24 protein-coding genes are annotated in these 19,073 nt (G+C 42.8%); 20 read left to right on the top strand and 4 right to left on the bottom strand.

Translation table 11 applies throughout. From position 1 onward, the window contains the following. The first annotated feature begins 87 nt into the window (after nucleotides 1-87). Nucleotides 88-1,134, top strand: a complete 1,047-nt coding sequence (locus tag C509_RS0107545; RefSeq protein WP_018706310.1) for a hypothetical protein — start codon at nucleotides 88-90, stop codon at nucleotides 1,132-1,134. A 275-nt stretch (nucleotides 1,135-1,409) separates the two neighbouring features. Here the strand turns inward: C509_RS0107545 and C509_RS23600 are convergent, their stop codons facing one another. From C509_RS23600 to C509_RS0107525, 4 genes are all read right to left on the bottom strand, one after another. After that, a complete protein-coding gene (locus C509_RS23600) occupies nucleotides 1,410-1,559 on the bottom strand; it encodes a YjcZ family sporulation protein (protein ID WP_018706309.1) in 150 nt (49 codons plus the stop codon). Nucleotides 1,560-1,708: 149 nt separating this feature from the next. After that, nucleotides 1,709-1,900, bottom strand: a complete 192-nt coding sequence (locus tag C509_RS0107535) for a hypothetical protein (protein WP_018706308.1) — start codon at nucleotides 1,898-1,900, stop codon at nucleotides 1,709-1,711. A 260-nt stretch (nucleotides 1,901-2,160) separates the two neighbouring features. Further along, nucleotides 2,161-2,547 carry a DUF1259 domain-containing protein gene (locus tag C509_RS0107530; protein WP_018706307.1) on the bottom strand — a complete coding sequence of 129 codons (387 nt, stop codon included), beginning with the start codon at nucleotides 2,545-2,547 and terminating at the stop codon, nucleotides 2,161-2,163. Between the two features lie 386 nt (nucleotides 2,548-2,933). Beyond that, nucleotides 2,934-3,173, bottom strand: a complete 240-nt coding sequence (locus C509_RS0107525) for a ferredoxin family protein (RefSeq protein ID WP_018706306.1) — start codon at nucleotides 3,171-3,173, stop codon at nucleotides 2,934-2,936. Nucleotides 3,174-3,438: 265 nt separating this feature from the next. Here C509_RS0107525 and C509_RS0107520 point away from each other — a divergent pair, with 265 nt between their 5' ends. The 19 genes from C509_RS0107520 (at nucleotide 3,439) to C509_RS0107425 (ending at nucleotide 19,015) form a co-directional block, all read left to right on the top strand. Then, nucleotides 3,439-3,756, top strand: a complete 318-nt coding sequence (locus C509_RS0107520; protein ID WP_018706305.1) for an ArsR/SmtB family transcription factor — start codon at nucleotides 3,439-3,441, stop codon at nucleotides 3,754-3,756. 23 nt (nucleotides 3,757-3,779) lie between these two features. Continuing rightward, nucleotides 3,780-5,873 carry a heavy metal translocating P-type ATPase gene (locus C509_RS0107515; protein ID WP_018706304.1) on the top strand — a complete coding sequence of 698 codons (2,094 nt, stop codon included), beginning with the start codon at nucleotides 3,780-3,782 and terminating at the stop codon, nucleotides 5,871-5,873. 13 nt (nucleotides 5,874-5,886) lie between these two features. Continuing rightward, nucleotides 5,887-6,594: a response regulator transcription factor gene (locus tag C509_RS0107510; RefSeq protein WP_018706303.1), complete on the top strand. Its 708-nt coding sequence runs from the start codon at nucleotides 5,887-5,889 to the stop codon at nucleotides 6,592-6,594. Further along, entirely contained in the window at nucleotides 6,595-8,358 is a 1,764-nt protein-coding gene (gene pnpS, locus C509_RS0107505) for a two-component system histidine kinase PnpS (RefSeq protein WP_018706302.1), read from the top strand. A 335-nt stretch (nucleotides 8,359-8,693) separates the two neighbouring features. After that, on the top strand, nucleotides 8,694-9,686 hold the full coding sequence (locus C509_RS0107495) for a PstS family phosphate ABC transporter substrate-binding protein (protein ID WP_018706300.1): 993 nt from the start codon (nucleotides 8,694-8,696) through the stop codon (nucleotides 9,684-9,686). Nucleotides 9,687-9,751: 65 nt separating this feature from the next. Continuing rightward, on the top strand, nucleotides 9,752-10,699 hold the full coding sequence (gene pstC / locus C509_RS0107490; protein WP_018706299.1) for a phosphate ABC transporter permease subunit PstC: 948 nt from the start codon (nucleotides 9,752-9,754) through the stop codon (nucleotides 10,697-10,699). Next, nucleotides 10,699-11,577: a phosphate ABC transporter permease PstA gene (gene pstA, locus C509_RS0107485; RefSeq protein WP_018706298.1), complete on the top strand. Its 879-nt coding sequence runs from the start codon at nucleotides 10,699-10,701 to the stop codon at nucleotides 11,575-11,577. Before pstC ends, pstA begins: the two co-directional genes overlap by 1 nt. A 20-nt stretch (nucleotides 11,578-11,597) precedes the next feature. Beyond that, the gene (gene pstB, locus C509_RS0107480; RefSeq protein WP_018706297.1) at nucleotides 11,598-12,410 is read left to right on the top strand and encodes a phosphate ABC transporter ATP-binding protein PstB; all 813 of its coding nucleotides are present in this window, start codon (nucleotides 11,598-11,600) and stop codon (nucleotides 12,408-12,410) included. A gap of 24 nt (nucleotides 12,411-12,434) precedes the next feature. Further along, nucleotides 12,435-13,094, top strand: a complete 660-nt coding sequence (gene phoU, locus C509_RS0107475) for a phosphate signaling complex protein PhoU (protein ID WP_018706296.1) — start codon at nucleotides 12,435-12,437, stop codon at nucleotides 13,092-13,094. 101 nt (nucleotides 13,095-13,195) lie between these two features. Beyond that, nucleotides 13,196-13,840, top strand: coding sequence for an HD domain-containing protein (locus tag C509_RS0107470; protein ID WP_026319752.1), 645 nt, complete (start codon nucleotides 13,196-13,198; stop codon nucleotides 13,838-13,840). Between the two features lie 77 nt (nucleotides 13,841-13,917). Then, a complete protein-coding gene (locus C509_RS0107465; protein WP_018706294.1) occupies nucleotides 13,918-14,157 on the top strand; it encodes a DUF2198 family protein in 240 nt (79 codons plus the stop codon). Nucleotides 14,158-14,576: 419 nt separating this feature from the next. Next, a complete protein-coding gene (locus C509_RS0107460) occupies nucleotides 14,577-15,536 on the top strand; it encodes a DMT family transporter (RefSeq protein ID WP_018706293.1) in 960 nt (319 codons plus the stop codon). Between the two features lie 36 nt (nucleotides 15,537-15,572). Beyond that, nucleotides 15,573-16,235 (top strand): HAD family hydrolase, encoded by a 663-nt coding sequence (locus C509_RS0107455; RefSeq protein WP_018706292.1) that lies wholly within the window; start codon nucleotides 15,573-15,575, stop codon nucleotides 16,233-16,235. Between the two features lie 63 nt (nucleotides 16,236-16,298). Then, nucleotides 16,299-16,673 carry a hypothetical protein gene (locus C509_RS0107450; RefSeq protein ID WP_018706291.1) on the top strand — a complete coding sequence of 125 codons (375 nt, stop codon included), beginning with the start codon at nucleotides 16,299-16,301 and terminating at the stop codon, nucleotides 16,671-16,673. Beyond that, on the top strand, nucleotides 16,660-17,178 hold the full coding sequence (locus tag C509_RS0107445) for an RNA polymerase sigma factor (RefSeq protein ID WP_018706290.1): 519 nt from the start codon (nucleotides 16,660-16,662) through the stop codon (nucleotides 17,176-17,178). Before C509_RS0107450 ends, C509_RS0107445 begins: the two co-directional genes overlap by 14 nt. Beyond that, the gene (locus C509_RS0107440; protein WP_018706289.1) at nucleotides 17,168-17,392 is read left to right on the top strand and encodes a hypothetical protein; all 225 of its coding nucleotides are present in this window, start codon (nucleotides 17,168-17,170) and stop codon (nucleotides 17,390-17,392) included. Before C509_RS0107445 ends, C509_RS0107440 begins: the two co-directional genes overlap by 11 nt. Before the next feature lie 12 nt (nucleotides 17,393-17,404). Further along, complete coding sequence (locus tag C509_RS0107435) at nucleotides 17,405-17,653, top strand: DUF2164 domain-containing protein (protein WP_018706288.1); 249 nt, start codon at nucleotides 17,405-17,407, stop codon at nucleotides 17,651-17,653. 146 nt (nucleotides 17,654-17,799) lie between these two features. After that, nucleotides 17,800-18,135 carry a PadR family transcriptional regulator gene (locus tag C509_RS0107430; protein WP_018706287.1) on the top strand — a complete coding sequence of 112 codons (336 nt, stop codon included), beginning with the start codon at nucleotides 17,800-17,802 and terminating at the stop codon, nucleotides 18,133-18,135. A 1-nt stretch (nucleotide 18,136) separates the two neighbouring features. Continuing rightward, complete coding sequence (locus C509_RS0107425; protein WP_018706286.1) at nucleotides 18,137-19,015, top strand: permease prefix domain 1-containing protein; 879 nt, start codon at nucleotides 18,137-18,139, stop codon at nucleotides 19,013-19,015. The last annotated feature ends 58 nt before the right edge of the window (nucleotides 19,016-19,073 follow it).

Genomic DNA, 19,073 nt, shown 5'->3' with positions numbered 1-19,073 from the left:
GTCACAGATTTTCTAATATTTAAGGCAAGTCCCGCATATTAGCGGGGCTTTTTCTGTGGTACGATAAAAGAAAAAGGGGTGCTTCTGATGATTGCTATTCAGAGAGACCGTCGGTTTTACACTCTTTTGTTCCTGCTTTTTCTTGTTCTTTGCTCGAACACATTATTGTACCGCTCACCACTAGCCCCGCTGCTTCTACCCGCTGATACCAATTGGATCGTGGTCGGTTCTTTGATTGACCTGGCCGTTGTGGCCCCGCTCCTTATTTTATTTTTGAAACGGGGCAGAAAGATCACGGTCAAATCTTTTATAACATGGATGATTTCAGGGCTTGTTTTTGCCCGCTTCCTTATTCCAAGCGCCTATTTTGAGCCGTTTACCTACGTTCCAATCGCAGCGATCGGCATCGAAGTGCTTATCTTATTGGCTGAGCTCGGATTGGTTGCTTTACTCATATGGCGTTTGCCCGGTATCATCCGGTGGATCAAATCGCATGAAGAAAGCCCGTTGTATTCACTGCCGTCTGCTGTAGAGAAGCGGGTTGGAAATCACATTCTCTTACGGATTCTCGCAGCGGAATTTCTGATGTTCTATTACGCATTCGCTTCCTGGAAGAAGAAAGCGCCCGTTGGCGAAGTTTATTTTTCCCTTCACCAAAAGTCAAGTCTCATCGCTTTTTATATTATGCTCATTCATGCCATCATCATAGAAACGGCTGCTATCCACTGGCTCATCCATGAGATATCGGTTGTGCTCTCCGTAGTTATGCTTTTCTTGAATATTTACACTGTTCTGTTCTTCGTTGGGGACATTCAGGCCATCAGATTAAATCCGCTATTTGTTAAGCAAGGAAAGATTTATGTATCGCTTGGGCTTGGCAAACGTATCGTAATTCCAAATGAAGAAATCAAAGCAATAAGGTGGGGAAAGGAAGCAGAGGAAGAAAAACTAAACCCCAAAGACACCCTTGCTTTTATTGCAAAGGACTTTGAGACTCTGCCGCCGCACTGCATCATTGAATTCAAAAGGCCGCTGGATGCACACCTTTTTATGGGGTTCAAGAAAGCATATAAGAAGGTTGCTATCCGTCTGGATGAACCGGACCGATTCCGTGAACTGATCGATAAAGCATAGTGATTGACTGGCAGGGGCTCCATCGAATTAATTTGCATAAATAAGCAGCGCTGTTGCATATGATGTGGCATAATCAAGACGTCCTAGTGATATGGCGTAATATAAGCCAATCGGTGCTAAGCAGTGATTGGCCAGTTTTGTGACGATAAGAGGTATTCTCGTACTTCGTTAAAGGAACTCCAGTTTGTACTTTGCTAAGTGTTCCTATCTTTTTCGCGCAAATGCAATCATCCCAGCCAATCTAATGAATTGACCGGGATGATTATTTTTTTATACTAGTAAAAGCATACGGCTCCGATGATTATAAGCAGGATGAATAGTACGACGATGAGGGCAAAACCGCCGCCATATCCGCAGCCGCCACCGTATCCGCAGCCGCCACCGTATCCGCAGCCGCCATATCCGAAACCACCATATCCAAACAAATGACTCACCTCTTTCCTGCAATGTTTCGGTAAGCAAGGCATTTAGGAGCAATCCCTGTTGGGCCTCACCATAAAATATGCAGTTGTTTCTCTTCTGGAAGGGTATTCACCCATTTTCCTGCAATTGTTTTAAACAATAGCCCAATGAACTAATCAGTTTTACCGCCACTGCTACTCTCTTCTTCAGTGTGTACCGGACGCGGTCTTCCCAAAAGAAATTCCCATGGATCCCTTTCATGTGTCTCTCTTTCTCTATGGCGCTCCCGAATGAAGTCGACATTTTTAGCATGAATCACCAAATTTTCCACCTTAATGACCTTTTCTTTTTTTTCTTTAGACATCGCTATCCTCCTCTCTGCCAGCTGGATGATTCTTTTTTATTCTATTCAGCTAGTTATTTTGTGTATAGGCGGAAGGAAAAAAATTAATCAATAAAGAAAAGCTGTCCCGGCACTTGTTCAACCTAATTTCAAAATAAGCTCTTTCGATGTCCGATGGAAAGGTCCAGTACCTTCATCTACCTTTGGGAAAACGTAAAGTGCGTGTCATTTCCTGACGTGAAAAAGGCCTCCAAGTAGGGAGACCTAAAGTATTTCCAGTATTAAAATAGCCCTGCTTCCTTAGCTGCTTCAAAGCTTTTACGAGCAAACTGGAAAGGATTGCCGACATTTTCCCAGTGCATGTACATTAAGCGGGGACTGTCGAATAACCAGTGGTTATGAACGGCTGTCACAATCAACCCTCTTTTTCTTAAAGCAGACATAAACCTGTTGATTTCACTTTGAAGTATGACTGTCTCTCCCAGATTCAAAGTTCGTCCGCCCTGGTTATTTTCAAAAGATAGTGCAAAGGGAAGCGCCAATGGTGATCGGGTCCTTCGATTTAAAATAGTGGCGTTTATGTTCCTTAACCGCTGTACAACGCAGACCGGCGCTGCTGTGATGACTTCACCGCCGATGATATTCGCCAAGCGCTGACATGTTGACATGTTTTCTTCCTCCTTTCGGCATATTGCTGCATTATATGCGAAGGAGGAAAGCTTGTATGGATGTCAAACTATCATTATAGACCCAAAAAAACAGGGGTGTAAGTGCACTTTTGTCCCTGTTTTAAAGATGCTTTAATATGAATGCAGCATGGATTGCTTTTGTTTTGTAAAGCTTCAATTACTTGGAAATCCTAGTGATGCCAGCCACAAATTGTTTATATTTGAACTTTCAACCCTGTTTCGTCCACCAAAGTCATAAGCCAATTCCCTGTAGAGGCTGAAGTACTGCTTCCTCGGGAATTGGCTTATGATTGTAGGAGTTGCTAAGGTGCCTCCAGTGGTCCGTTCAGTTTCTGCGTCCCTTAAGGTCGCTTGTAGTTTTCCATTTATCTGGAAGCGTAAAATTCCTTCGCTTTTTCTAAGTATATATTATCCTCCGGAAGCAGTTCTTCTTCGTGGTAAATCGCTTCTACAGGACAAACGGCCTGGCATGCACCACAGTCAATGCAAATGTCCGGATCGATGAAGAACATTTCTTCCCCTTCATCAATACAGTCCACAGGACATACATCGACACATTCACCGAATTTTTCACCAATACAAGGAGCTGTAATTACGTAAGCCATTCAATAACCACCCTTTACTAATATATGAAAAAAATATAGGCATGTGCTTTAATACTTCAGTAAAAAAATAAACTACTGCTAATATAGCAAACATGGACATCACTTTCAACGAATCGAGAAAAATTGCCATAAAGTATTCGATGGGAAATGTATGAAAGAGGGGTAAATTGGGAGCTTACACTTGACAATTGGCGCATGATTTCATACATTAAAATCAATATATGAACATATTATCATATAAAAAGAATGGAAGTGGCAAAGTCATATGGGATATGAAATCAAAAATGACTACCCTGATGAATTAGATGAAGAAACGTTACTGACTGTTTCGCAAATATTCAAAGCGTTGGGAGATCCAACAAGGATCCGGATTTTGCATCTTCTGTCTGAAAAGGAGTTTTCAGTGAATGAAATTGCCGAAAGTCTCAATTTGCAGCAATCCACGGTTTCCCACCAGCTTCGTACATTAAAAAATTTACGTCTTGTGAAATATAGAAGGGAAGGCACGAGCATTTACTATTCCCATGATGATGAACATGTCATGAACATATTGGAACAGACAATTGACCATGCAAGGCATTGAGCATCTCAGAGGGAGGTTTTACAATGGCTGAATATCGGCTCCAAGGGCTGTCATGCGCGAATTGTGCAAGGGAGCTTGAAGAGGAGATACAGAAGTTGAATCATGGCGAAAATGCAAAAATTCTTTTCAATTCAAGCAAATTAATTGTGTCCGATGATATCGCATTGAATAAAGTGGAAAAAATCTTGGCGGGAGATGGGGCCTCGATTTTAAAAAGAGACGAGGATGCCCACGATCACAACCATGATCATGGAGCTGGCAGCAAGCTGCTCTTTTTAATCGGAGCATCTGCTCTCTTGTATATCTTGGCTATGGTCTTTGAAAAATCAATGCCGGGATGGACGGCCGTTGTACTTTATTTGGCCGGGGCTGCATTGAGCGGATACGCGACGTTTTTAAAAGGTTTGAAAAATCTTTTTAAACTAAAATTCAATATTGATACACTCATGACAATCGCGTTAATTGGAGCATTCGGCATCGGGGAGTGGAAAGAGGGGACTCTCGTCGCAATCCTATTCGGGATCAACGAATATTTGGAAGGCCTTGGAATGAATAAGGCCCGTAAATCGATGGAAACACTTCTTGATGCCGCTCCAAAGAAAGCGATTGTTCTCAAAGGCGGGCAAGAAAAGGTGCTTCCGGTGGGAGAGTTGAAAACCGATGATATTGTTCTTGTAAAATCGGGTCAAAAAATTCCATCGGATGGAGTGGTCGTTGAGGGAAGAAGCTCGGTCAATGAGGCTGCCATTACAGGAGAATCCATGCCTGTCGACAAGATGACAGGAGAGCCGGTTTTTGGCGGGAGCATCAACAACGAAGGCGTTTTGAAAGTAAGAATTACCAAATCATATGATGATTCTTCGCTGGCGAAAATCCTGCATCTCGTGGAAGAAGCACAGGAAACGAAGACGCCGACAGAACAGTTCATCAACAAATTTGCTAAATATTACACCCCTTTAATCATGGGGGTTGCGGCTGTCGTCATGGTAGTTCCCCCATTTTTTGGCGGTGATTGGGGAAGCTGGTTTTACCAGGGGCTTGCCGTATTGATCGTCGGTTGTCCCTGTGCTTTAATCATTTCTTCACCGATTGCGATCATCTCAGGGATTACACGCAATGCCCGCAACGGAATTTTAGTAAAAGGCGGTGTCTTTTTAGAGCAGCTTGGACATATTGAAACAGTCGCTTTTGATAAGACGGGGACTTTGACTAAAGGCGAACCCCATGTGGAAAAAGTGATTTCCTATTATAAAGAGGAGTTTTTAATAGCAGCGGGTTCGATTGAAAGATCATCTTCCCACCCTTTGGCGAAAGCAGTCATGAAGGAAGTGGAAAAGCATGGTATTTCGTTGGAAGAACCGGCTGATATCACGACGATTCCAGGCCAGGGTGTTGAAGCCGCTGTTTCGGGAAAATTATATCGCCTCGGCAATGAAGCGATTATTCCTTCCGCTGCTATCGATGAGAAGATTCAAGCGGATATTGACCAGTTGAAGAATGCAGGGTATACGCTCGTCGCGGTTTCAGATGATTCACGTGTTCTTGGGTTGTTTGGGATAGCTGATGAAATACGGCCGGAGAGCAAAGCTGTGATTCAGCACCTGTATAAAGCCGGTGTTAAAAAGGCGATCATGTTGACAGGTGATCACGAAAAAACAGCAAAAAAAGTGGCTGAAGCCGTCGGTTTGACCGATTTTCATGCCAATTTGCTGCCAGATCAGAAAGTGGAGAAAATCAATGATCTGATCCATGAAAGGAAAACAGCAATGGTTGGAGACGGCATCAATGACGCTCCCGCGTTGGCTGTTGCTGATCTTGGAATCGCGATGGGCAAGGGAACTGATAGCGCCATTGAAACTGCTGATATCGTATTAATGCAGGATCACTTGGGCAAACTGCCGAGCGCAATCAAAATTGCCAAACGAGTGAACGCCGTCATCAAACTGAATATATCACTCGCTCTTGGTTTGAAGCTAATTGCTTTACTGCTGACGATCCCTGGCCTCCTTACACTGTGGATCGCCATCCTTTCGGACATGGGCGCCACTATCCTTGTTACGCTGATCAGCCTGACGATTTTGATTGACAAGTCAAGCGCCAGCGTGCACTCTAATTGAGGAGGCTGAGAAAATGGAACGAATTCTTGTTGTAGAAGATGAACCATCAATTGTGACATTACTTCAGTATAATCTGGAAAAGGCAGGCTTTTCGGTTATAACGGCAGCAGACGGAAATGAAGGCCTAAAAAAAGCAATAGACGAGCGGCCGGATCTGATGATTCTGGATTTGATGCTTCCTGGAATGGACGGCATGGATATATGTAAGACCCTTCGCCAGGAAAAAGTGAATACCCCGATACTAATGCTTACAGCCCGGGGAGATGAGTTTGATAAAGTGCTCGGGCTGGAGCTTGGGGCTGACGATTATTTGACAAAACCATTCAGTCCGCGTGAGGTTGTAGCGAGGGTGAAGGCTATTTTACGCAGGACGAAAAATTTTGAAGAGGGGAATTCTTCAGCAGATAAAGCTTCTGAACCGGTGGTTGAGCTTGGGCAGGTTACAATTTATCCAGAAAGATACGAGGCTTTGTTGAGCGGCCAAAAATTAGAGCTTACCCCAAAGGAGTTCGAACTTTTACTGTATCTTGCTTCAAATGAGGGGAAAGTTCTGAGCAGAACCCAGCTTTTGGATGCCATCTGGAATTACGACTTTGTCGGGGATTCCAGAATCGTTGATGTCCATATCAGTAATTTGCGGGAAAAAATCGAAGAAGACACACGCCATCCCCGCTATATTAAAACAATCCGGGGATTCGGCTATAAAATGGAGAGACCTTAAATGCAAAAACTTTGGGTGCGCATTACGTTCTCTTTTTTGCTGCTCATGTTTTTTGCTCTGCTTGGATCTGGTCTTTTTTTAGCAAATACAATGAAAAATACATATATGGATTTGAAAGAGAGCCAACTCAAACAAACAGCGCATCTTGTTTTACAAGCATTGGAGTTGGACGGGCTTGAGCGGGAGAACCTTCAGTCAAAAGTTAAGGAATTATCCGCACCGGTGACCTCCCGGGTTACGGTCATTAATCGCGAAGGAAAAGTTTTGGCAGACTCGGAAGACGACCCTGCGTCGATGGAAAATCATTTGGACCGCCCTGAAGTAAAACAGGTCATAAGTGAAGGGAAAGAATCTGGTATATCGACGCGATTTAGCCATACCTTGGGGTACAGTATGATGTATGCCGCTATACCGGTGGAATTCAATGGAGATGTTGAAGGGGTTGTCAGGGTAGCCCTTTCTCTCGAAACCATTGAAAAAGCGATCAGGCATCTAAGGATCACTTTAACGATTGTTCTTTTTGTTGCACTGCTTCTAACTGCACTGATTGGAATCAGGATTGCCAAAGGCATCGCGAAGCCTGTTGAGGAAATGATGCTGGTGTCTGAAAAACTGAAGGACAAGGACTACACTGCAAGGGTCCGGATGCAGCCCAAAGGAGAATTGGGGCAGCTTGCCAATGCTATCAATGTTCTTGCTGCCAGTCTGAAAAGCCAGATGGAAAAAATCCAGGAAAATGAGCAGCAGCTTTCTGGGGTTTTAAGGAATATGATGAGTGGCGTACTTCTTGTGGACAAAAATGGAAAAGTTTTGCTGGCCAATCGGGCGATTGGGTGTATGCTCAATTCGGATCCATCAGATTTTACAGGGAGACAGCATGTGGAAGTTGTCAAAAATGCAGGTCTGAGCCGGCTAATCGATCAATGCCTGACTGAAAAGACGGAGATCAGGGATGAAATTCAATTTTATTATCCGGATGAACGAATTCTGGATGCGCACCTTGCACCGTATGTCGGAGAAAACGGCGAGTTAAAGGGAATTGTCGCGGTACTTCATGACATAACAGATATCCGCCGCCTCGAAAAAATGAGAAGCGAATTCATTGCGAATGTGTCTCATGAATTGAAAACGCCGATCACTTCAGTCAAGGGTTTCACAGAAACCTTACTGGATGGGGCGATGGAGGATGAAGAGGCGCTGCACCATTTCCTTGATATCATTCATAAAGAAAGTGAGCGGCTTCACCGTTTAATCAATGATATCCTTCATTTGTCCAAGATCGAACAACATATGATTCCACTGGAGATAGAAAATGTCAACGTGGTGGAAGTTGTGGGTCGTGTTGCTGATACGGTAAGAAAAGATGTCGAGAGAAAAGGATTGGAGCTTCTCTTGCCGAAGGAAAGGGAAGTTTGGATTGAGGGCCAAAAAGACCGAATTCAGCAAATCATTCTGAACCTAGTCTCCAATGCAGTCTCTTATACCCCCGAGGGCGGAAAAATTACTGTTTCGCTGGTGGAGAGGGGAGACCAGCTTGCAATTAGTGTCAAAGATACAGGAATCGGCATTGCCAAAAAGGATTTGCCGCGGTTGTTTGAGCGTTTTTATAGAGTGGACAAGGGAAGATCCCGGAATTCTGGTGGTACAGGCCTTGGCCTGGCAATTGTGAAACACCTGGTGGAATCACATCATGGAAAAATTGAAGTTGACAGTCAAGAAGGTAAAGGAACAGAATTTACGGTGATAATGCCGAAGAAACAATGATCCTCGCACCCGGAAAGGGAGCGGGGTTTTTTTGTTCGCTTGGAGTGAGAGAAATGGGGCTTGATGCCCATGATCCTAGAAGTAATCTGAAAGTCCAAGGAAATCATCTGGAATCCTGGTTTGTAGAAAAGTCAACAGGAACCTGCAGGTGGTAGAAGTATGAGCCAAAACTCGGAAAATATACTTTAAAGACTGATAGAAACGGACTGAACAAAGAATGAGTCCTTCTCCAAAGCATCTTTACATAATCTTTACAATCCGTTCATCGAAAGTTGATATAGGGAGAGTAATATATTCATTGAGCTCGACAAAGAATATTAGGGGGAAATGGACGAATGAAATTGAAAGCCGCGTTTGCGACAGTCACCTTATCTTCAGCTCTATTATTTGCGGGATGTGGTAATGGTGACGGCAGTACAAGCAGCAATGCAGAAGGAAATGAAAACAACACTTCGAAAGTGGAAGAGACATCGAAAGATAAGTTGACAGGTTCCGTTGGGATCGATGGATCTTCGACTGTCTTCCCGATCATGGAAGCAGTATCCGAGGAATTTGCTGCGGAACAGCCGGATGTCAAAGCGCCGGTGGGGGTTTCAGGAACCGGTGGCGGATTTAAAAAGTTCATTGCAGCAGAAACGGACATCAGCAATGCTTCACGCCAGATCAAGGATGAAGAAGCAAAGTTGTTGGAAGAAGTAGGAGTTTCCTATACAGAATTTGAACTCGCCTATGATGGTATATCTGTCGTAGTAAATAAAGATAACGACTTTGTTGATCAATTGACTATTGATGAATTGAAAAAAATGTGGCTAGAGGACGGGAAGGTAAAAACATGGGCTGATGTCCGTGATGGATGGCCAAAAGAGCCCATTACCTTCTTCAGCCCCGGTACAGACTCCGGTACGTATGATTACTGGAATGAAGTGATCCTTGAAGAAGGACAAATGAGAAAAGACGCAACGTTATCCGAAGATGATAATGTACTTGTACAAGGTGTAATGGGAGATAAAGGCGGAATTGGATTTTTCGGCTTTTCGTACTATGCTGAAAATAAGGACAATCTGAAAGTTGTACCGATTGTCAATAGCAAAGGAGAGGCAATCACTCCGGATCATGACACGATCATGAACGGCGTATATGAGCCGCTTTCCCGCCCACTATACTTTTATGTAAACAACGATGCGTTAAAAGAGAAACCGCAAGTTCATGAGTATGTAAAATTTGCTCTTGAAAACGCCGGAACTCTTGCAGAAGAAGTAGGTTACATCAGCCTTAAAGAAGATGAGTATCAAGCAGCACTTGATAAATTGGAAGAAGTTTCAAAATAATATTGATTCAGGTGAGAGGGGGCCCCCCTCTCCCTTTACTATGAAAATAGTGAGGAGTTTTCCTTATGGAACTGAAAGCGGAAAGAAAATCTGTAGCCGCACTCATTGAAGAAAATAAAAGAAAATCCAGATATAAGCAAGGGATCATTGAAAAGTCCGTTCCAATTTTTCTTTTAGCAATGGCAGTCATTTCCATTCTAACTACGATTGGGATTGTCATTACATTACTGGTGGAAACAATTACGTTTTTTGAACGTGTTAACATTATAGATTTTATTACTAGCAAAGAGTGGTTTCCTTTTTTTGAAGCCGATCCGCAATATGGTATAGCTCCTCTGATCTCGGGTACCCTCCTGGTTGCGGTCATTGCCATGGTTGTAGCAGTGCCGATTGGTCTTGCGACAGCCATTTATTTAAGTGAATATGCCAGTGATCGCGTTAGAAAAATCGTCAAACCCATATTGGAAGTGCTCGCCGGGGTTCCTACTATTGTATATGGTTTTTTTGCCCTGACATTCGTCACTCCTCTTTTGCAAAAAATTGTACCTGATTTGCAATTTTTCAATGCATTAAGCCCGGGCATTGTTGTAGGTATCATGATTATTCCGATGATTGCATCCCTTTCCGAAGACGCGATGAGCGCAGTTCCAAGTTCCATGAGGGAGGGTGCCTTGGCACTGGGATCAACCAAGTTGGAAGTATCGTTAAGAGTGGTCCTGCCCGCGGCATTATCGGGTATTGTCGCTTCTTGTGTGTTGGGGATCTCCCGCGCAATTGGTGAAACGATGATTGTTACGATTGCCGGCGGTTCAAAGCCGAATCTGACATTTGATCCTACAGAAACGATTCAGACGATGACTGCTTATATTGTGCAGGTGAGCCTGGGAGATGCTTCTTATGGTTCAACAATCTACTACAGTATTTATGCAGTTGGGATGGCGCTGTTTATTTTTACCCTCGTGATGAACGTCATTGCACAATGGATCTCCAAGCGTTTTAGGGAGGAATACTAATGGAATTGATAAACGATGAAAAGGTGGCGAAAAGAACCCGCTTCCGCCTTCTGAAAAGCACATTGTCAAAATGGATATTCATGCTTGCAACGTCAGTCGGTTTGATTGTATTGGGGATTTTAATTTATCGTATATTTTCCCAGGGATTCAGCTATTTGGATGCAGAGTTTTTTACAAGTTTTGCTTCACGCAGGCCTGAAGAAGCAGGGATTAAAGCAGCTATATTCGGTACGGTTTGGCTGATGGCTATTACAGGTCCTGTTTCCGTCATTCTGGGAGTTGGATGTGCTATCTATCTTGAGCTATATGCAAAGAAAAGCAGGTTCACCCGTTTTATCCAAATGAATATTTCTAATTTGGCAGGGGTCCCGTCTATCGTCTTCGGATTATTGGGACTGACTGTATTTGTACGGATGATGGAGATGGGAAGGAGTGTTCTTGCCGGAGGATTGACAATGAGTCTTCTGATTCTCCCTATTATTGTCGTAGCTTCTCAAGAAGCGATTCGCGCCGTTCCAAAAGAACTTCAGGAAGCGTCTTACGGGATGGGTGCTACAAAATGGCAAACGATCCGCCATGTCATTTTGCCTGCGGCAATCCCGGGCATATTGACAGGGGGAATATTGGCTTTATCTCGTGCGGTCGGAGAAACGGCTCCGCTCATTATGATCGGAGCATTGACGTTTGTGGCTTTCGTACCGGAAAGTATTTGGTCCGGTTTCACTGTAATGCCTATCCAAATTTTCAACTGGACCAGCAGACCTCAAGCCGCTTTCCATGAAGTAGCTGCAGCAGGAATTATTGTGTTGTTGCTCATGCTGCTCCTGATGAATTCCATTGCCATCATCATTAGAAATAAATTTTCCAAACGTTATTAAACAGAAATGGAGGGATGATTTTGATTTCAACATTGGTCAGGGACGAACAAACGATAGAGTCGGAAGTACGTGTGGAAAAAAATGATGTTTTTCAAGCGAAACAATTTAATCTATGGTATGGGGAAAAACACGCTTTAAAAGATATTGATTTCCATATTGCGGAGAACGAGGTCACCGCGATCATCGGACCATCAGGGTGTGGAAAATCCACATTCATCAAGTCTCTCAATCGGATGGTAGAACTCGTTCCGACAGTTAAGTTGGCTGGGGAACTTCTGTATCGAGGCAATAATATTTTGGACAATAAGTATGGGGTAGAAGAATTGAGGACGAAAGTGGGAATGGTATTTCAAAAGCCAAATCCGTTTCCAAAGTCAATTTATGAGAATGTCGTTTATGGTCCGCGTATCCATGGTATCCGGGATAAAAAAATATTGAACGAAATTGTGGAAAAAAGTTTAAAGGGCGCAGCTCTTTGGGATGAAGTGAAAGACAGGCTGAATGAAAATGCCTACGGTCTTTCAGGCGGACAACAGCAGCGGCTTTGTATAGCCAGATGTCTTGCGATTGAACCTGATGTCATTTTGATGGATGAACCGACTTCGGCCCTTGACCCCATATCCACTTTAAAGGTGGAAGAACTTGTCCAGGAATTGAAGGAAAAGTTCAGCATCATCATAGTGACGCACAATATGCAGCAGGCGGCACGCATCTCGGATAAGACAGCCTTTTTCTTAAATGGGGAACTGATTGAATTTAACAAGACTTCATCGATGTTCTCCAATCCGGATGATAAGAGGACAGAAGACTATATTACAGGCAGATTTGGATAGATGGATACAAAAGGAGGCAGGCGGATGGCAGTGAGAAACCAATTTGATGAGCAATTGCAAAGTTTGCACCATCAATTGCTCACAATGGGAATGTTGGTGGAAGAAGCCCTTTACCAAGCTGTGAAGTCATTGGTCGATAAAAATGTGAAGCTTGCTCAAGAGGTAATCGACGGGGATAGAGAAATCAATGAGGCGGAAATGGATATAGAAAAAAAATGCTTCACATTGATCGCTTTACAGCAGCCGGTAGGAAGTGATCTTCGCAGGATCGCAACCACACTCAAGGTATCGACAGACCTTGAAAGGATAGCTGACCATGCAGTGAGCATCGCAAAAACGACCGTAAGGTTACAAAGCGAAGTTTACGCAAAGCCGCTCATTGATATTCCGAAAATGGGCAAGTTGGTTCAGGGAATGGTGCGTGACGCACTGGACGCCTATATCAAGATGGATAAGGATGAGGCAAGAAACATTGCGAATCGGGATGACGAGATTGATGCACTATATAAACAGATTTTTACTGAATTAATTGGACTGATGACCCAGGATCGATCATTGATCCATCAGGCAACTCACCTCCTGCTTACCGCTCAATATTTGGAGCGGATCGGCGATTATGTAACAAATATATGTGAGTGGATTGTATATATGGACTCAGGTAAGAAAGTGGAGTTGAACCAATAACCAATCAAGGGCTTTTTCCTATGGAAAAAGTCTTTTTGATTTTAAATGCTGGGTTCTTCGTGATACAATCTTTCGAAATAAGAAAGCAGCAGGTGATTCAATTGGGGATCCATCATTATTTCAAAAGTTTGTCTGATTTGGAGAAAATCTACCGTTGTCCAGGAAAATTCAAATTCCAAGAACACTCGGTGGCCAGCCATTCGTTTAAGGTGACGAAAATCGCCCAGTTTTTGGGAACTGTCGAAGAAATGAACGGGCAAAAAGTTGATTGGCGACTTTTATACGAAAAAGCGTTGAATCATGATTATGCCGAACTTTTTACAGGGGATATCAAAACACCAGTCAAATATGCCTCCAAAGAACTGAAGCGTCTTTTCAATGAAGTGGAGGAAGAAATGACCAGAAAGTTTGTAGAGAAGGAGTTTCCGCCGGAGTTCCAGAAGATTTATCTGGGCCGGTTTAAGGAAGGGAAAGATGATACGCTGGAAGGCAGGATTCTATCGGTAGCAGATAAAATCGACCTTCTGTATGAATCCTTTGGGGAAATCCAGAAGGAAAACCCGGAGCCGCTTTTCATGGAAATTTATGAAGAGGCATTAAGCACGATCCTCCTGTTCAAAGAAATGACGTGTGTCCAATATTTTCTTGATCATATACTTCCTGAAATGCTCCGTGAACGTTTCATTGAGCAAAGTGAACTGACAGCCATCACTGAAAGGATGATAGATGAAAGCAGAAATCAGTGAAAAAAGGGGCTTGCACTTTTTGACGTTTTCGGAAAAACTTATAAATAAGGCTTGCAGTTTGTACATGGGGGATCGCCATGATAGATAAGATATTATCCGCTATATTCTTACCGGCTTTAATGATGATTTTTTTTGTACGGATCACGTACAGCCGCCTTGTTTCTTTTCTATTAGTCGTTGCTTTGATCATTGTTTCGGCATACAACGGATATTTGCATAAATGGTGGCTGATCATCATAGAAGCGGCTTCTCTTACATTAGGTTTATTTATCGTCAATCAAATGAAGGAAAAAAGGAGAAAAAAAGACATTTCGTGACCTGGAGGAGATACCGGGAAATGAAATGTCTTTTTTAGGGAGAATGCAGGAGCATGGAGTGGATTGCATGAGCTCCAAGATAGTATCCACGATTAAGGTGCCAAATTGGACGAATTTCATGGTTGATGTACGAACGGACTTAGGATCTAAAGTTCCGGTTACATGTACGCACAACTTAATTTTACGCTCTCTAAATAAGATTGACGATTTTTATAGAAATTTGCACGAATACAGCAGGGAAATGCTCGAAACGCATGGTTGATTGCACGAACTCGGTTTGGTTGAACTTCCGTTATAGAATTACACGCTTATCCCCTTATAAATTGTTTCTTTGAATCTATATGAATGGCCAACCCTTTCATAGTATAATGGAAATGTTTTGATATTTCGTTATTCGAAAGGATTAAAGGGGGAAGCTAATGAGGCCGATTTTGTTAGGGGTAGTAGCAGCATTCTTTTTTGCCTTTACGTTCATATTTAACCGTGCTATGGATTTATCAGGCGGAAGTTGGATCTGGAGTGCTTCGCTGCGCTATATGTTCATGGTTCCCTTTTTACTGATGATTGTGTTAATAAGGGGGAACCTTCGTAAGCTAATTCAGGAGATGAAGGCAAGCCCAAGGGAATGGCTTCTTTGGAGCACAATTGGATTTGGGCTGTTTTATGCACCGCTCACATTTGCCGCAGGATATGGACCGGGCTGGTTGATTGCCAGCACATTTCAAATAACGATTATTTCCGGCTCTCTATTGGCAACACTTTTTTATGAGACTATCCAGACATCTTCCGGTCAAATTTCCGTTAAAGGGAAAATTCCATTTAAAGGGTTGTCCATGTCGCTGATCATTTTGGTTGGGATTGCCATGATGCAATTGGAGCATATGAACGGGCTATCACTGCATAATGTCTTATTTTGCGTAGTTCCGATTTTAGTAGCATCTTTTGCATACCCGCTTGGAAATAGGAAGATGATGGGAGTATGCGGAGGCCGGCTGGATACGTATCAGCGAGTTTTAGGTATGACACTTGGAAGTATGCCATTCTGGCTGATCCTTGCCGGTTGGGAGTTGACAACAGGGGAACTTCCTTCAATGGAGCAGACGCTGCAGGCACTTCTAGTCGCTGTTTCTTCTGGAGTCATTGCTACCGTTTTATTTTTCAAGGCGACCGATTATGTCAAAGACAATATGGGGAAGCTTGCTGCAGTCGAAGCCACTCAATCGCTGGAAGTTCCTTATGCTCTGTTGGGAGAGATTGTTATTTTGAGTGCTCCTATGCCGGCAACTGCCTCCTTGATCGGTATGATGCTTGTTGTTGCAGGAATGGTCCTTCACAGTTATGTTTCCCGAGTAAAAGAAGTGAAAAGCGTTTTACAGTAAGGTAAAAAATCTCGGAAATAGGAGGAGGTTGAAGAGGTGGAGGCAGTTGTTTTCGATTTTGATGGTTTAATCGTTGATACCGAGTCGGTCTGGTACGAGGCATTTCGCCAAATTTTTTGCAAATTGGATTATGATTTGACAATAGATGAATTTGCTCTATGTATCGGAACGTCTGATGATGTGTTATTTGACCGGCTGAAAAAGAAAGTTTCTTTTACAAAAGAATCAGTCTTAAGAGAAGCCAAGTCAATTTATAAGGATCAATTACCAGCTTTAAAGCTGAGGGATGGAGTTTTAGAGTATCTTAATACAGCAAAAAATCTTGGATTTAAAATAGGGCTGGCTTCAAGTTCCAATAGGATTTGGGTGGAAGGTTTTTTGGACCGTTTTGACATTAAAGACTATTTCGATGTCATCAAAACAGCGGATGACGTTGTTAAAATCAAACCTGATCCCGAGTTATATTTGGCAGCCATCAAAGAGTTGAGGGCTGCGCCTGAAGAGACGATAGCTTTCGAAGATTCGGTAAATGGATTAAGGGCTGCACTTGATGCCGGTCTTAACGTTGTGATTGTACCGAATAAAGTAACAGGTCAATTGAACTTTGGGGGACACAGATTACGATTGAACTCAATGTCCGACATGACTTTCGAGGAATTACTTGTGGCCATCTCTGCATCCGGCGAAAAAATAATATGAATGAACCATTTTGTCTTCCCGTCAGTATGAACTTATGAGGAGACAGGAAAGGGAGTGTTTTACATGCCGGTGACAGGCTGGGTGATCAGCAGTATTGTAGTCGCAGTGCTTGGCTCCATTTTTGCTGGGGTTATTGCCTCCATGAACAAGAAGGTTGTCCGGGATAAATGGGGGAAAGTAGATTTTACCAAAACGGATATTTATTTTTACTGGACCCGCTGGGATACTATCGTGTTGATTGCTGCGATCTATACTTTTTTAAATATAACAGGGCTGCTCATTTTCCTTTTGAGAGGGGATGATATTAATAGTCCGATCATCCAATATTTTATTCATCAGACGGTTGTTTTCAGTTTGATGACTTTTGCATGGATGATCTCAAAATTGATCTATGTGTTCAAAGGAATAAAAGCGCGGTGGCCAAATGAGTTTAAATAGAGAAATCCGCTTGGAAGACGGGTGCTCGGAAACCGTTGAAACGCTGTATGAGATATACAGGGAACCGCTTTACAAGTTTATTTTCAGATATACAGGCGATCAGCAGTTGAGCATTGATGTTGTCCAGGATACGTTTGAAAAATTACTTAAAAGCCGGCATTACTCACCTGAAAAAGGTAAATTCAAAACGTATCTCTTCCAGATTGCTTATAACACGATGGCTACGAAGCTTAAGAGAAGAAAAAAGCTCTGGTCGCTGCTGCCTTTTTTGGCATCCGACAGCTCCGTGGCCATTTCAGTGGATGAGAAGCTATCTGTCCAGAAAGCTGTCCAGCAATTGCCAGAACTTCAAAGGGCCGTCATCCTTTTGACGTACTACCACGATTTGACGCAAAAGGAAACGGCTGAAATTTTGGGGGTCCCAGTTGGAACCGTCAAGTCCAGGCTGCATCATGCGATGAAAAAGTTAAAAAAAGATTTGGAGGTGGACGGAGATGAAAACTGATGGTGATGAAATACTTTTTAAAAAGCTAGATGAATATGATGTGGAAGTCCCCGATTTTCCCATGAGGAAATCACGGGTGGACAGGGCGGCGGACTGGCTTTTTGATTCGGTACGTCTCCCGGAATTTGAATTAACCGAAAGAGGGATGGCTTTGACATTATTTTTGCCAGTTTTGATTTCAATTATCTCCGCTCTTCCTCTTATCTTTTTATAAAGGAGACCAAACATGTTAATGAATAAGCTGTCTTTAGAGAAAAAAAGACAAATGATCCATGACATCCAGGAATTTTTTCTGAAAGAACGCGGTGAGGAGATTGGGGAATTCGCTGCTGAAATCTGCTTTGAGTTTATAAAAGACAGGTTGGGACCGGTTTTTTATAATGAAGGAGTCCGCGATGCAAGAGAAGCGGCGGAGCAAAGAATGCAGATGCTGGAAGAGGACTTATATTCACTGGAAAAAAGGTTAACCGACTGAAAGGCCGGCTGTATTCTTTTGAATGCAGCCGGCCTTATTTATTTTTTATAAAACCTATTTACAAATTTATTTATCTGATATATTATTATGACAGACAAAGTAATGTTACATGTATAATAGTGGATTGACAATTAGGTGGTGAGCGAGTGAAAGGGAAATTATCCTCTGATTTATTGCGGGGGCATACAGATACGATTGTGTTGAGTATTTTACAAAAAGGGGACAGTTATGGTTATGAAATCTATAAGACGATTTTGGAAAAGACGGATGACCAATATGAACTGAAAGAAGCTACGCTTTATTCTAGTTATCGAAGATTGGAGAAGGAAGGGCTTATTGTTGCCTATTGGGGCGACGAATCGCAAGGGGGGAGACGCAAGTATTACAGGATTACAGATAAAGGAAAGACACAATATTATCAAAACAAGCTGGATTGGGAGTTTACCCAGGAAATATTAAATCGACTGCTTGAGGAGGGATAAAATGAGTCAAAAGGTGCAAAAGTATGTGGAAGATTTATTCAAGGGATATGAAGAAACACCTGCATTGCAGGATTTCAAAGAAGAGATTATTTCAAACTTACTTGATCGTATCAAGGATTTTGAAATTGAAGGTATGGATTCTGATGCTGCTTTCACAAAGGCCATTGGAGAATTAGGGGACATTACTGCGGTTGCAGATGATATTAGCCGCCAAAAACGAAATGAAGTGATCGGACAGATGTATATTGAGAACAAAGTTGAAGTGGATTATAAGCACGCTATCGGATACGTAGTTGCAGGAATTGTTTTTTTATTCGGGCTGACGGCCGGATTTATTACTTATTTTTCGACAGGTGTTGTTTATCAGGGGATTTCTGCCCTGGTTCCATTCATTGTAATTTCAGGAGCTGCTTTTGCTTTCCTCGGATTGACTCAAGAAACAGCAGGAAGATTTCCGATGTCCAAGATCCGGGCGCTTATTTATGCAGTTGCCGTTGGCGGGATTATTTTCGGTTTGATAACCGCTGCATCCTTGTATTTCATGGGAAACATGGGCCTCCATGCTGTGCTCGTAACTTTTCTTCCATTTGTCATTCCGGGAATTGGAATATTGGCCTTTTTATTTCTGACTGAAAAAAGCCGCAGCAAGCCATGGGTCATCGAGGAACAAAAAATAATGATGGAGCACTATGCGAAGAAGGATCCCCAGCGGATGGCCCAAGGCGGACTGCTTTCCGGAGCGTTGTGGATTTTTGCCATCGGCATGGTAATTCTGGCAGGGTTCAAGCTTGGGATCATCTATGCCATTGTTGTATTTTTAACCGCAATTGCCCTGCAACTGTTCATCGAGTTTTGGGTACAGGGGAAAAGTAAATATTGATCAGGTTCCCGAGGCACATTTGCTTCGGGATTCTTTTTTTGGAGGGAGATGATTGTTT

This window comes from Siminovitchia fordii DSM 16014 = CIP 108821, assembly GCF_000374565.1.
GTDB classification, from domain to species: domain Bacteria; phylum Bacillota; class Bacilli; order Bacillales; family Bacillaceae_C; genus Siminovitchia; species Siminovitchia fordii.
This window is presented reverse-complemented; position numbering and strand designations above follow the sequence as displayed.